Consider the following 14,430-nt stretch of genomic DNA (forward strand, 5'->3'; position numbering starts at 1 on the left):
CTTAACTCTCCACCGGGCGGCCAATTTTACCGCGCTTGTGCCGCAGCTTGTCCATATAGAGATAGACCACCGGCGTGGTATAGAGCGTCAGCAGCTGGCTCATAATCAGCCCGCCAGCAATGGTGATGCCGAGCGGCTGGCGCAGCTCCGCGCCGTCGCCGCTGGTGATCACCAGCGGCAGCGCGCCGAACAGCGCGGCGAGCGTGGTCATCAGAATCGGGCGAAAACGCAGCAGGCAGGCCTGGAAAATGGCGTCGCGCGCGCTCAGGTTGCCGCTGCGCTGCGCCTCCAGCGCAAAATCCACCATCATAATGGCGTTCTTTTTCACGATGCCGATCAGCAGCAGGATGCCGATAAGAGCGATCAGGCTAAAAGGCGTATCGAACAGCGTCAGCGCCAGCAGCGCGCCGACGCCCGCGGAGGGCAGCGTCGAGAGAATGGTCAGCGGATGGACATAGCTCTCATACAAGATGCCCAGCACGATATAGACGGCGGCGATGGCGGCGAGCATCAGCCAGAGCTGGCTGCTCTGCGACTGCTCAAACACCTGCGCGGTGCCGGCGAAGCTGCCGCGCACGCTGGAGGGCACGCCGATAGCCGTCATGGTGCGATCGATCGCCGCAGAAGCTTGGGACAGCGAAACACCCTCCGGCAGGTTAAAGGAGATGGTCGAGGCGGCGGAGAGCCCTTCATGGTTGACCGACAGCGGCGCGTTGGCGGGCTGCCAGCGGGCGAACCACGACAGGGGAATCGGTTTGCCATCGCTGTTAATCACAAACATCTGATCCAGCGCGCTGATGTCCTGGGTGTAGCGCGGATCGACCTCCATCACCACCTTATACTGATTCAGCGGCTGATAGATGGTGGAGATCTGCCGCTGGCCGAAGGCGTTATTCAGCAGGGCGTTTGCCTCAGAGACGTCAATGCCGAGGCGCGACATGCTTTCGCGATCGTAGATCAGCGCCATTTCGCTGCCTTTGTCCTGCTGATCGGAATTGACGTCCGCCAGCTGCGGCAGCGCGGAGAAGGCCTGACGGATTTTCGGCTCCCACTCGCGCAGCGCGGCGAGATCGTCGGAGAGCAGCGAATACTGATAGCTGGCGTTCGATTCGCGGCCGCCGGCGCGCAGGTCCTGCACCGCGTTGAGATAGAGGCTGGCGCCGGGCTCTTTCGCCAGCTTCGCGCGCAGCCGGGCGATGACCGCCTGGGCGTTCTCGCTGCGCTCTGAGAGCGGCTTCAGCGAGATAAACATCGAGCCGCTGTTGGTGCGCATGCCGCCGGTAAAGCCCACCACGCTTTCGACCGCCGGATCCGCCTTCACGATCACCATAAAATCCTGCAGCTTCTGGCGCATCGCCTGGAAGGAGATGCTCTGGTCGGCGGAGATAAAGCCCGACAGGCGGCCGGTGTCCTGCTCCGGCATAAAGGTTTTCGGCACCTGAATAAAGAGCCAGACGGTCAGAGCGACGGTGCCGAACAGCAGCAGCAGCACCCAGCGCGCATGATTCAGCACCCAGCCCAGCGAGCGGCCGTAGCCCTGCTGGATCGCCAGCAGCATCCGGCCTGCGCCGCGCCGACGCGGCTGGGCGCGTGGCGCATGCGGCTTCAGCAGCCAGGCGCACATCATCGGCGTCAGGGTGAGGGAGATCACCATTGAGATGGCGATCGCCACCGAGAGCGTAATGGCGAATTCAGAGAAGAAGCGGCCAATCAGCCCGCCTGTCATCAGCAGCGGCAGAAAGACGGCGATCAGCGACAGGCTCATCGACAGCACGGTAAAGCCTACTTCGCGCACGCCGGTCAGCGCTGCCTGCAGGGGTTTCATGCCCGCCTCGACGTGGCGCGCGATATTCTCCAGCACCACAATGGCGTCATCCACCACGAAACCGGTGGCGATGGTCAGCGCCATCAGCGACAGGTTATTCAGGCTGAAGCCGCACAGGTACATCGCGGCGAAGGTGCCGATCAGCGAGACCGGCACCGCGGCGGCCGGGATCAGCGTGGCGCGGCCGGAGCGCAGGAAAACGAACACCACCATAATCACCAGCAGCACGGCGATGGTCAGCGACTGCTCGACCTCATGCAGCGAGGCGCGAATGGTGGGCGAGCGGTCCTGCGCAATCTGCAGGTCGATGGCGGCGGGAATGGTCTGGTGCAGCGTTGGCAGCTCGGCGCGAATGCGGTCGACGGTGTCGATCACGTTCGCCTCTGGCGTTTTGCGCACCAGCAGCAGCACCGCGGGCTTGCCGTCCGCCATCCCGGCGTTGCGCACGTCCTGCACCGAGTCCTGTACGCTGGCGACGTCCGCCAGCTTCACCGCCGCGCCCTTGCTGTAGTGCACCACCAGCGGCGCGTAGTCGCTGGCGGTTTTCAGCTCGTCGTTGGTGCGCAGCTGCCAGCGCTGCTGGCGATCCTCCACCGCACCCTGCGGACGACGCTGGTTGGCGTTGGCGATCGCCTCGCGCACCGCATCCAGCGAAACCCCCTGGTTAAACAGCGCCTGCGGATTCAGCGCGACGCGCACCGCAGGCAGCGAGCTGCCGCCGACCGTGACGTCGCCGACCCCTTCGATCTGCGACAGCTTCTGCGCCAGCTGGGTCGAGGCGTAGTCATAGAGCTGGCCCGGATTATAGATATCCGAGGTCAGCGTCATGATCATAATCGGCGCATCTGAGGGGTTGACCTTGCGGTAAGTGGGGCGGCTCGGCATTCCCGTCGGCAGCAGGCTTTGCGCCGCGTTAATGGCCGCCTGCACGTCGCGCGCCGCGCCGTTGATGTCGCGATCGAAATCGAGCACCAGAATAATGCGCGTGCTGCCGAGCGAGCTGGTGGAGGTCATTTCGCTCACGCCGGCGATGCGGCCCAGCGAACGCTCCAGCGGCGTCGCCACCGACGACGCCATGATTTCCGGCGACGCGCCCGGCAGCGAGGCGGAAATCACTATCACCGGAAAGTCGACCTGCGGCAGTGGAGCGACCGGCAGCAGGCGAAAGCCGAGCACGCCCGCCAGCGCAATGGCGAGGGTCAGCAGCGTGGTGGCCACCGGGCGGTGGATAAACAGCGCAAAGAATCTCACTGCTCCGCCTCCCGGCCGCTAAAGCGGCGGCGCGCGGCCTGGCCGAGGCGATCGAACAGCAGGTAGATCACCGGCGTGGTAAACAGCGTCAGCACCTGGCTCAGGATCAGGCCGCCCACCATGGCGATGCCGAGCGGGTGGCGCAGCTCGGCGCCGACGCCGGTGCTGAGCATCAGCGGCAGCGCGCCCAGCAGCGCCGCCAGCGTGGTCATCAGGATTGGGCGAAAACGCAGCAGGCACGCCTGATAGATGGCGTCATAGGAGGTCATGCCCTGCTCGCGTTCGGCGGCCAGCGCAAAGTCGATCATCATAATGGCGTTTTTCTTCACGATGCCGATCAGCAGAATAATGCCGATGATGGCGACAATATCCAGCTCGCCGCCGCTCAGCATCAGCGCCAGCAGCGCGCCGACGCCCGCGGTCGGCAGCGTCGACAAAATCGTGATGGGGTGGATAAAGCTCTCATAGAGCACGCCCAGCACGATATACATCGCCACGATGGCCGCGACGATCAGCCAGACGGTGCTGGTCAGCGCCGCCTCGAACGCCAGGGTGCTGCCCTGGAACTGGGTCATCAGTTCGGCAGGCATGCCGAGACGCTCTTCCGCCGCGCTGACCGCTTTCACCGCATCGCCCAGCGAATAGCCGTCGGCAACGTTAAAAGAGAAGGTTGCTGACGGGAACTGATCGAGATGGTTGATGCTTAGCGCGCTGTGGCGCTGCTCAACTTTCGCGATGGCGCTGAGCGGCACGCTGCCGCCGTCGGTGCTGTTGAGCCGAATGCCTTCCAGGCCCGCCAGGCCCGGCGTGGCGCGATTGTCCTGCTCCAGCACCACGCGATACTGGTTCGCCTGGGTATAAATGGTGGAGATTAGGCGCTGGCCGAAGGCGTTATAGAGCGCGTTATCAACGTCCGCCATACTGATGCCGAGGCGGCTGGCGCTGTCGCGGTCGACATTGACGTACGCCTCCAGCCCCTGATCCTGCCAGTCGCTGCTGATGTCGCGCAGCTCAGGCGACTGGCGCAGCGCCTCCAGCAGTTTCGGCACCCAGGTGCCGAGCGACGCCAGCGAGCCGGACTGCAGCGTGAACTGATAGGGCGTGCGGCTCGCCTGGGTTTCAATCGTCAGATCCTGTACCGGCTGCAGCCACAGCGTAACGCCGGGAAGCTGGCTTATCTGCTGCTGCAGCCGCTGCTGCACCTGCGGGATACGGTCGTCGCGCTCACTCAGCGGCTTCAGGTTGATCTGCAGGCGCGCGCTGTTGAGCGCGGCGTTGGTGCCGTCGACGCCGACGAAAGCGGTCATGCTCTGCACCGCCGGATCTTTCACGATCAGCGAGGCGACGTCGCGCGTGCGCTCCGCCATGCTGGCGTAGGAGGCGCTCTGCGACGCCTGCAGTGTGCCCTGAATAATCGAGTTATCCTGCTGTGGGAAAAAGCCTTTCGGGATCACTATCCACAGCAGCACGGTGAGCAGCAGCGTGCCGAGCGCTACCGACAGCGTCAGCCAGGGATGCGCCAGCACCTTGCGCAGCCAGCCGCCGTACCCGGCGATTAACCGGTCGAAAAAGGCTTCACAGGCGCGCGAAAAGCGGTTCTGCTTGCGCAGCGACTCGGCGCTCAGCATGCGCGCGCACATCATTGGCGTCAGCGTCAGCGAGACCACCGCGGAAATCAGAATCGCCACCGCCAGCGTGACGGCAAACTCACGGAACAGGCGGCCGATCACGTCGCCCATAAACAGCAGCGGGATCAGCACCGCGATCAGCGAAAAGGTAAGGGAGATAATGGTAAAGCCGATTTCTCCCGCTCCTTTGAGCGCGGCGGTGAGCGGCTTTTCGCCCTTTTCCAGATAGCGGGTGATGTTTTCAATGACTACGATGGCGTCATCGACCACGAAGCCGGTGGCGATAGTCAGCGCCATCAGCGTCAGGTTATTGATAGAGAAGCCGAGGAAGTACATCGCGGCGAAGGTGCCGACCAGCGACAGCGGCACCGCGACGGCGGGAATAATCGTCGCCGGCACGTTGCGCAGGAACAGATAGATAATCATCACCACCAGGCCGATTGCCAGCATCAGCTCGTGCTGGGTATCGGTGACCGAGGCGCGAATATTGGTGGTGCGGTCGGTCAGCAGCTGCACCTTCACCGACTTCGGCAGCGAGGCGGTGAGCGAAGGCAGCAGCGCGCGAATATTATCGGCGGTGGCGATAATGTTGGCGCCCGGCTGGCGCTGCACGTTGAGCACGATAGCGGCTTCGCGGTTTGCCCAGGCGCCAAGCCAGCGATTTTCCGCTCCCTGTTCAATGGTGGCGACATCGCCGAGCCTGACCGGCGCGCCGTTTTTATAGCTGAGGATCAGCTGACGGTAATCCTCCGCCGATTTCATCTGGTCATTGGCGGAGAGGGTAATTGAGCGCTCCGGGCCGTCGAGGCTCCCTTTCGCCGAGTTGACGTTGGCGCTGCTGATGGCGGTGCGCACCTCTTCACTGGTCAGCCCGAGCGCCGCCAGCGCCTGGGCGTTCATCTGCACGCGCACCGCCGGTCGCTGACCGCCGGAGAGCGTCACCAGCCCGACGCCGGAGACCTGGGAGATTTTCTGCGCGACGCGCGTCTCCACCATATCCTGCACCTGGGTCAGCGGCATGCTGCTGGTGGTGACCGCCAGCGTCATGATCGGCGGATCGGCGGGATTGACCTTGCTGTAGACCGGCGGGTTAGGCAGATCGTTGGGCAGCAGGCTGGTGGCGGCATTAATGGCGGCCTGCACTTCCTGCTCGGCGACGTCGAGCGGCAGCGTCAGCTGGAACTGCAGGGTGATCACCGACGCGCCGCCGGAGCTTTGCGACGCCATCTGTTTCAGCCCTGACATCTGGCCGAACTGGCGCTCAAGCGGCGCGGTAATCGCGGAGGTGGTGACGTCCGGGCTGGCGCCGGGATAGAGCGTCACCACCTGAATGGTGGGATAATCGACCTCCGGCAGCGCCGAGACCGGCAGAAAACGGTAGCCGAGCACGCCCGCCAGCAGAATAGCGATCATCAGCAGCGTGGTGGCGACCGGACGTAAAATAAACTGACGCGACGGCCCGCCGCTGGCGTCAGGAGGCGTAACCTGCATTACTCGCTCGCTCCCCTGGCCGGTTGCGCCGCGCGGCTGCTTTTCAGCGCGGTGCTCTGCGGCGCGACAACTTCGACCTGCGCCCCTTCCGTCAGGCGATCCAGCCCGTCGGTGACCACGCGTTCGCCTGCGCTCAGGCCCGCGTTAATCACTACCTGATGGCTGTCCTGCAGCCCGGCGGTCACGCTTTTCTTGCTCACTTTGTTGTCGCTGTTCACCACCCAGACAAAGTGGCCTTCATTGCCCATCTGCAGCGCGGCGGTCGGAATAACAATCGCATCCTGCAGGGTGTTGACCTTCAGCCGCGCGTTAACAAACTGATTTGGGAAGAGCGTGTCATCCTGATTGTCGAAGCGCGCCTTCATCTTGATGGTGCCGGTGGTGGCATCGATCTGGTTGTCGATGCTGAGCAGCGTGCCCTGGGTCAGCAGCGTCTGGTTGCTGCGATCCCAGGCCTCGACCACCAGCGGCTGGCCGCTCTTTTGCGCCTGCATGATGTCGGGCAGGTAATTTTCCGCCAGGCTAAACAGCACGTCGATGGGATGCGTCTGGGTGATGACCACCAGCCCGTTGGTGTCGCCGCTGGTAATGTAGTTGCCGACGTCCACCTGTTTCAGGCCGACGCGGCCCGCTATCGGCGACGTAATACGGCTGTAGGTTAAGTTGAGCTGGGCGCTGGCGACGCTGCCTTCATCCGCCTTAATGGTGCCCTGAGTTTCGCTCACCAGCGAACGCTGCGTATCGAGCTCCTGCTGCGACACCAGCGAGGTTTTCGCCAGCTTTTCATAGCGCGCCAGATCGCGGCGGGCGTTCGCCAGCGTCGCGCGATCTTTTGCCAGCTGGCCCTGCGCCTGCGTCAATACGACCTGATAGGGGCGGGGATCGATCTCCGCCAGCAGCTGGCCCGCTTTGACCTGCTCTCCTTCCTGAAAGTGGATCGCCATCAGCTCGCCGTCGACGCGGCTGCGCACCGTCACGGTGCTGGCGGCGGTCACGGTGCCGAGCCCGCTCAGAAAGTGCGGCACGCTCTGGCTAACGGCGGTGGCGGCCTGCACCGGCGCCGGCGGGGCGCCCGCGCCGCCCTTGCCGCGATGCGGCCGGGTCGATGCCTGCGGATCGGCGTCAGGCTGTGCCGGATGGTGCCACCAGTAATAGCCGCCTGCAGCGGCAGCCAGCACTAACAGCGTCAGCAGGCTCTTTTTTAACAAGGAAGGTCGGTTCATCTTAACGGTTGCTCTCCAGCAGTAGCGAAATCCCCAAAACGCAGGCTGAAACGCGGCAGCCTGCAAATAGCAGAGTGTAGACCCGCAACGCGGGCAGAAGTTGAAGGAATTAAGGATATCTGTCAGCCCGACGTAAGTATCCCTCTCAGAGCAAACTTATCGAGGAATTACGCATAAAGCGCGCTTTTTGCTTTTGCTATGCTCTTTGACTGGGCATTTCTTACACAAGGAGAAGAGGATGAGTCAGGTTGAAACCCGCCAGCTCGGCGATACCGGCATTCAGGTGCCGCTGTTAACCTTTGGCGGCAACGTCTTCGGCTGGACCCTGGACGAGGCGGCGTCGTTTTCATTGCTGGATGCGCTGGTGGAAAAGGGGCTGTGGTTTATCGACACCGCCGACGTCTATTCGCGCTGGGCGCCAGGCAATAAAGGCGGCGAGTCAGAAACCATTATTGGCAACTGGCTGAAAAAAAGCGGCAAGCGCGACCGCATCGTGCTGGCGACCAAGGTCGGCATGGCGCTCTCGCCGGAGAAAACCGGCCTGAAGCCGCACTATATCCGTCAGGCGGTGGAGGATTCGCTGCGCCGTCTGCAAACCGACTATATCGATCTCTACCAGGCGCACCGCGACGATACGGATACGCCGCTGGCGGAAACCCTGGCGGCGTTCGATTCGCTGATCAAAGAGGGCAAAGTGCGCGCCATCGGCGCCTCGAACTACAGTGCGCCGCGCCTGCAGGAGGCGCTGAAAATCAGCGAGGAGCAGGGCCTGGCGCGCTACGCCACCCTGCAGCCTGAGTACAATCTTTACGATCGCGAAGGCTACGAGTCAGCGCTGGAAGCGGTGGCGATGCAGCACGGGCTGGGCGTGATTAACTACTATTCGCTGGCCAGCGGCTTTCTGAGCGGCAAATACCGCAGCGCGGCGGATGCTGGCAAAAGCGCGCGCGGGCAGGGCGTGGTTGAGAAGTACCTTAACCCACGCGGGCTGGCTATTCTGGCGGCGCTGGACGAGATCAGTGAGGCGCACGGCGTGACGCCAGCCCAGGTCGCGCTGGCGTGGCAGATTGCGCGGCCGAGCATTACTGCGCCAATCGTCAGCGCCACCTCGCTCGCCCAGCTCGAAGATCTGATCGGCGCAACACAGCTGCGTCTCTCGCCGGAAGAGAGTGAAAAACTGGCGCAGGCCAGCCGCTAATCCCGCCAGGCGGGGCGCTAGCGCCTCGTCTGTAATTTGCGTGCCAGATAATGCGTTAATCCCGGCCGCGATTCCATTCAGCGATCCCCTTCACAGTTGTCTGAAAAAACTGTCTCTTTGCTTATTCGTGCGCACATTTTTACAAAAGTTGAACTTTCTGCAGCATTATTCTCTGCGTGGAAATAACCCTTAGTCAGATAAGAAGAACGATTATGAACAGAAAAAAAGCAGTGCAACACTTCCCGCTGCGCCGCGTGGCGGCCGGCTCCCTGATGTTTGCCATGCTGAGCGCCTCTGCTGTGGCCGCAGATGCCTTTAGCTATGACTCGCCTTATATGTTTGGCGACTGGGGCGGCTCGCGAACGCAGCTGGAAAATGACGGCGTTAAATTTGACGTCAACTACACCATGGAAAGCGCATCCAACCTCGGCGGCGGCGCTGATACCAACACCTCTATGCGCTACAGCGATCAGTGGGCATTCGGCGCCAACCTCGATCTGGAAAAGCTGCTCGGCTGGCAGGATACGCAGTTCCAGGCCACCATCACCAACCGTGACGGCCGCAATATTTCCGAGCAGGTCGGCGATCGTCGTGCCGGCATGCTCTCTTCGGTGCAGGAAGTGTATGGCCGCGGCCAGACCTGGCGTCTGACGCAGTTCTGGCTCAGCAAGGGGCTGTTTGATGACGTCGTCAACCTGAAGGCGGGCCGCGTCACCGTCGGCGAAGATTTCGACAACTTCAACAGCAAGTTCCAGAACCTGGCGTTCGGCAGCGGACAGGCGGGCAACTGGCGCGGCGACCGCTGGTTTAACTGGCCGGTGTCGCAGTGGGGCGGCCGCGTCAAGCTCAACATCACGCCGGACGTCTTCTTCCAGGTTGGTTTCTATAACCAGAACCGCGCCAACTACGATCGCGGCGACGGTTTCCGCCTCGACACCAGCAACTCCGAGGGTAACCTGGTGCCGGTGGAACTGGGCTGGAAGCCGACGCTGGGCCCGGACAAGCTGCCGGGTAACTACCGCATCGGCTACTACTATTCGTCCGCCAACGGCGACGTGTACGGCAGCTGGCGCGACGGCGCCTATCAGGATAAAGATCACGCTTACGGCGGCTATGTGCTGTTGCAGCAGCAGCTGACCGCGCAGGGCGGCGACGCCAGCCGCGGCATCGGCGTGTCGGTTCAGGCGGTGATGAACGATCACAAAACCTCGAAGACCGACAACTATCAGTCGATCGCCTTTACCTGGGCGGGCCCGTTCGACGCCCGTCCTGAAGATGAGATCGGCATTGCCGCGGCGCGCATTCATGTCAACAGCGATTACACTCGCGCGCAGCGTCAGCAAAACGCCGCCAACGGCGAAACGGACTTCGACAGCCCGACCTATCTGCCAATTCAGGATGGTTCGGAATATAACTACGAGCTTTACTACAACGTGAAGCTGGCGAAATGGCTGCAGGTGCGTCCGAACCTGCAGTATATTGTCGCGCCGGGTGCGGTGAGCGAAGTAAAAGACGCCTTTGTCGGCGGCATCAGCGCCAATATCAACTTCTGATAGCGCAGCGAGCGGCTGCCATGGGCCGCTTAATGCTGCTATTAAGGCGCTTACGCGGGAGGCAGGATCCGATCGCAAAGTCGCTCAAGGCTTCCCTGCGCGCTCGTCCCGCGACATCCCTGTCGCGGGACGCTTTGCTCTTCGGACCCTGCCTCCCGCGTATTAAACTTCTCAGCTGCCTGAAAGCGTTACCCAGACAGATTCGTTAGCGAAACATCACCTCTGCCCAGCGCGCCAGACCGGCCGTCACCGAGCCGAAATCATCGCCGCTGGCGATCGGCGTTTCCGGCAGCGCCTGCTGTAGCGCGGCGCGCAGCACCGGCGAACGCGCGCTGCCGCCCGTCAGATAAATCACTTCAGGTTTCGCGTCGCAACTGGCGAGCGCCAGATGCACCTGCTCCAGAATCCGCTCCAGCGGCTGGGCGATCGCCTCCTGCAGCAGGGTGTCGCTAATGGCGGCGTGCATCTGTGGCGCGATGAACTCCAGGCTGGCGTCGAAAGCGGCGCGGTCGGAAAGGGCGATCTTGCTCTCCTCCGCCGCGCGCACCAGACGATAGCCGAGCTTCTGCTGCCACACCTTCAGCAGATGCGCCACCAGCGCGCCCTGTTCCGCGTCGCGCACCAGATCGCGCAGCAGCTTGCCGCAGGCGGCGGAGTAAAATTCGCTCTGCGCCGGCACGTCGTTAATTGCCACCGCGTTCCACCACGGCAGCGCGGGCAGGGCGGTGCCTTTCTGCGTCCTGCCGCCCAGGCCGAGCAGCGGCATCAGGGTCTTAAACGCCAGCATAATATCGAGATCGTTGCCGCCGACGCGGCAGCCGCTGTGGCCGAGCAGGCTCGCGCGGCGGTCCGACAGCTTGCGCCACTCCGGCCCCATCAGCAGCATCGAGCAGTCGGTGGTGCCGCCGCCGATATCCACCACCAGCACGCGCGTCTCTCTCTCCAGCGTCGCCTCGAAATCGAGTCCCGCCGCGACCGGCTCGAACTGAAACTCCACGTCGCGGAAACCGGCGCGCTGCGCGGCGCGCAGCAGAATACCCTGCGCCTGGGCGTTGGCATCATCGCCGCCGAGTCCCTGGAAGTTGATGGGACGGCCGATAACCGCCTGGTCGATCGCGGTGTCGAGCTGCGCTTCGCCCTGCTCGCGGATATGGCGCATCATGGCGCAGACCAGATCTTCAAACAGCGCGATCTGCTGCGGTTTCAGACCGCTGGCGCCGAGAAAAGATTTTGGGGATTTTACGAACCATGTCTCTTCCGGGTCCGCCATATAGTGCTGCAGCGCGCTCAGGCCGAACTGCACGCTGTTGGCCGACACCTCGATGTCCTCTTCGCGGTTATAGCGCAGCGCGCGCTGCAGCAGCGCGGTGGTTTCTGCATCCGGTGTCGGAACCTGATGGTGGCGATAGAGCCATTCGCTTACTGCTTCACGCGTCGGTGCGGCAATCATCGACGGCAGCAGGCGCTGGCCCTTCTCCAGCGTCAGCAGACGCGGCGTGCCCTCGTCGCACACGGCAATGGAACAGTTCGCTGTACCGTAATCGAAACCAATGAACATCTGATGCCCCTCCCGGAAAAAAGGGGGCGACTTTAGCGCAGCTGAGCAGGGCTGGCAAGCGGCTCAGCGCGCTGGCGGCATGTATACCATAAGCTGCCCACGGCCCGCTTTTTTGGCGTTATAGCAGGCGATGTCCGCCTGTGACAGCACCTCCGCGCCGACGCCGTTGTCGGCGGCAATCTGCGTCAGTCCAGCGCTGGCACCCACGTAATGCGTGCTGCCCTGCCAGCTAAAGGCGTAGTGGTTGACCGCTGAGACAATGCGCTGCACCACCTCACGCCCCTGCGAGAGCGCGCACTCCGGCATCAGCAGGGCGAATTCGTCGCCGCCGATGCGCGCCAGAAAATCGGCGCCGCGCAGATGGCGCTGCATCAGTTCGGCGAGTTCGCGCAGCAGCGCGTCGCCCGCCGCGTGCCCGGCGCTGTCATTGACCGCTTTGAACTTATCGAGGTCGATAAACGCCAGCACGTGCTGATGCCCGCGCGTCACCGCCTCGCCCAGCAGACGCTGCAGATGACGATCGAAGCTGGCGCGATTCGGTAGCCGGGTCAGGGTGTCATGCAGCGCGCTATAGCTGAGCCGCTGCATTATCCGGCGCGATTCGCTGACGTCCTGAATGACCATGACCGCGCCGATCTCTTCGCCCTGCAGCGTACGCAGCGGGGTAATGCTGTAGTGGATCGCCACAACGCCGCCGTCGGCCGCGTGCAGCACCAGCTCGTCATCCAGCGCGGGCGTGACTTTCTCCATCGGCAGATGGCGAAGCCGCTGGTTTTCCACCGGCTCGCCGTGGAGGCCTTGGGTGATATGCAGCAGCTCGCTTAGCGGGATACCCGCCGCCTCTTCCTGCCGCCAGCCGCTCATTTTCTCCGCCACCGGGTTCATAAAGGTCACGCGCATGTCGCTGTCGGTGCTGATCACCGCCTCGCCGATAGAGTCGAGCGTAATCGCCATGCGCTCTTTTTCCTCAAACAGCGCGTCGGTCAGGTTGCGCAGGTGGGTCACATCCTGACAGATCCCCAGCATGCGTTCGATGCGGCCGTCCTGGTTGAAAAAGCGGCGCGCCTGGGTGCGCAGGGTGCGCACGCCGTCGACGCGCAGGATGCGATACTCAATATCGAAAACGTCGACCTTTTCCGACGGCTGCAGCGCGCGGTCGAGCCGCTCGCGATCCGCCGGATGCACCTGACTGCGCCACAGCTCGCGGCTGGGCGGCTGGTGCGCGGGAAGGTCAAACAGTCGGTACATATAGCGGTCCCACATCATCTCGTTGCGCGTCAGATTCCATTCATAGACGCCGATTTCCCCCGCCTCGTTAGCCAGCGTAATGCGCTCCATCAGATGGCGGTTCACCTGCTCGCTCTGCTTCAGCTCCGAGATGTCGATAATCTGCGCAATAAAATAGAGCGGCTGTTGCGCGCCGTCGCGCACCAGTGACACCGTCAGGCGCACCCAGACGATTTCGCCGCTTTTGCGGAAGTAGCGTTTTTCGATGGTATAAGCGTCAACCTCGCCGCGCAGCAGCCGGTCGGCATGCTGCAGATCGTTTTGCAGATCGTCAGGATGAGTGATCTGCTGGAAGGTGAGCTTTTTCAGCTCGGCGGCGGGAAAGCCCAGCGTCAGGCAGAGCGAGTGATTAACCTGAAGCCACTCCCCCTTGGGTGATACCAGCGCCATGCCGATGGCGGAATATTCCATCGCGTGGCGAAACCGGGTTTCGCTTTCGCTGATATGGTGCTTTTCGCGCCGGAAGGCGTCCATCACCAGCGCCATGATATGGCTCGGGATCAGCACCAGCAGAAAGGGGAGCCAGCTGGCAACCTGCCCCGGCAGGTCGCCGCGCGTTCTGAGCGTGGCCAGGCCGAGCGCCAGGGTCAGCGATATCGCGCAGGCGTTCAGCAGAAACACCAGAAACGCATCGCGCTTCGGCAGCCGCACGGCGCACCAGAAAAGAATCACCACGATAAAAGTGAACGGCCAGGGCATAAAGCGTAGCGCGAACCAGCTCGCGCCAGCCGTCAGCAACAGGGTAATGAGAAACTCCGCCAGGCGGCGCAGGCGAATCGTTAAGGGGCGCAGCGGCCAGGGCATCAGCAGCAGTACCGGACCGAGCGCGAGCATACCGATGATTTCAGAAACCACCCAGGTCGAGAAAAACGAGAAGATGCCGCTGCCGCTGATATTCATTATCCACAGCGCCAGCACGCCGCCCATGAGCGGCGCGATCGCGCCGACCAGCATCACAAAACGCAGCCAGTCGCGCAGCGAGTTCAGCGGCGCCTGAGGCTTCAGCAGCGCGCGTAGCAGCGTGCCGCCCACCAGCGCCTGCAGCACATTAACAAGGGTAAATTTTAAATTGGCCAGATCCAACCCGAGTATCAGCCCATTTGCCAGCGCGGTGCCTGCCGCACAGCCCGCTATCAGCAGAGGCGCATGTCGGGGGGGTGAGCGAAAGACCACGATGGTCATCAGCGCGGTTGCGAACCAGAGAGACGAAATGCGGCCGCTAAAGACGATCAGCTCCAGGCAGAAAAGCGTCAGCAAAAAAGCGAGCGCCGCCAGAATCAGGGCGTTCAACAGGGGACTTTGCGGTTTGTCCGGCGAGGACAACAGTTCAACACTCATTCACTAACCCGGCAGCGCGCACCGCGTCTGGATGACGAAAAATGCGCCAGTCATACTCTTGGGGGCATGCTAGCACAT

The 14,430-nt window shown here is 62.8% G+C and carries 7 protein-coding genes; 2 read left to right on the forward strand and 5 right to left on the reverse strand.

Annotated elements, in window-relative coordinates; genetic code table 11:
• Position 1: 1 nt before the first annotated feature.
• Genes mdtC through ACR6A7_RS00940 form a run of 3 tightly spaced genes read right to left on the reverse strand, consistent with a single transcriptional unit; the run spans position 2 to position 7,418 of the window.
• On the reverse strand, positions 2-3,076 hold the full coding sequence (gene mdtC / locus ACR6A7_RS00930) for a multidrug efflux RND transporter permease subunit MdtC (protein WP_434122872.1): 3,075 nt from the start codon (positions 3,074-3,076) through the stop codon (positions 2-4).
• Entirely contained in the window at positions 3,073-6,195 is a 3,123-nt protein-coding gene (locus ACR6A7_RS00935; RefSeq protein ID WP_434122873.1) for an MdtB/MuxB family multidrug efflux RND transporter permease subunit, read from the reverse strand. Before ACR6A7_RS00935 ends, mdtC begins: the two co-directional genes overlap by 4 nt.
• Entirely contained in the window at positions 6,195-7,418 is a 1,224-nt protein-coding gene (locus ACR6A7_RS00940; protein WP_434122874.1) for an MdtA/MuxA family multidrug efflux RND transporter periplasmic adaptor subunit, read from the reverse strand. The genes ACR6A7_RS00935 and ACR6A7_RS00940 overlap by 1 nt, the downstream gene beginning before the upstream one ends.
• A gap of 238 nt (positions 7,419-7,656) precedes the next feature.
• On the opposite strand from ACR6A7_RS00940, the gene ACR6A7_RS00945 reads away from it, so the two are divergent.
• Both ACR6A7_RS00945 and ACR6A7_RS00950 read left to right on the forward strand, forming a co-directional pair.
• Positions 7,657-8,616 (forward strand): aldo/keto reductase, encoded by a 960-nt coding sequence (locus ACR6A7_RS00945; RefSeq protein ID WP_434122876.1) that lies wholly within the window; start codon positions 7,657-7,659, stop codon positions 8,614-8,616.
• A gap of 212 nt (positions 8,617-8,828) precedes the next feature.
• Entirely contained in the window at positions 8,829-10,169 is a 1,341-nt protein-coding gene (locus tag ACR6A7_RS00950) for a carbohydrate porin (protein ID WP_434122877.1), read from the forward strand.
• Between the two features lie 205 nt (positions 10,170-10,374).
• Here ACR6A7_RS00950 and yegD read toward each other — a convergent pair whose 3' ends face one another.
• Both yegD and ACR6A7_RS00960 read right to left on the reverse strand, forming a co-directional pair.
• Complete coding sequence (gene yegD / locus ACR6A7_RS00955; protein ID WP_434122879.1) at positions 10,375-11,727, reverse strand: molecular chaperone; 1,353 nt, start codon at positions 11,725-11,727, stop codon at positions 10,375-10,377.
• A gap of 63 nt (positions 11,728-11,790) precedes the next feature.
• On the reverse strand, positions 11,791-14,352 hold the full coding sequence (locus ACR6A7_RS00960; protein WP_434122880.1) for a diguanylate cyclase: 2,562 nt from the start codon (positions 14,350-14,352) through the stop codon (positions 11,791-11,793).
• Positions 14,353-14,430: the final 78 nt, after the last annotated feature.

Source organism: Pantoea phyllosphaerae, from assembly GCF_051025595.1.
Lineage (GTDB): Bacteria > Pseudomonadota > Gammaproteobacteria > Enterobacterales > Enterobacteriaceae > Pantoea.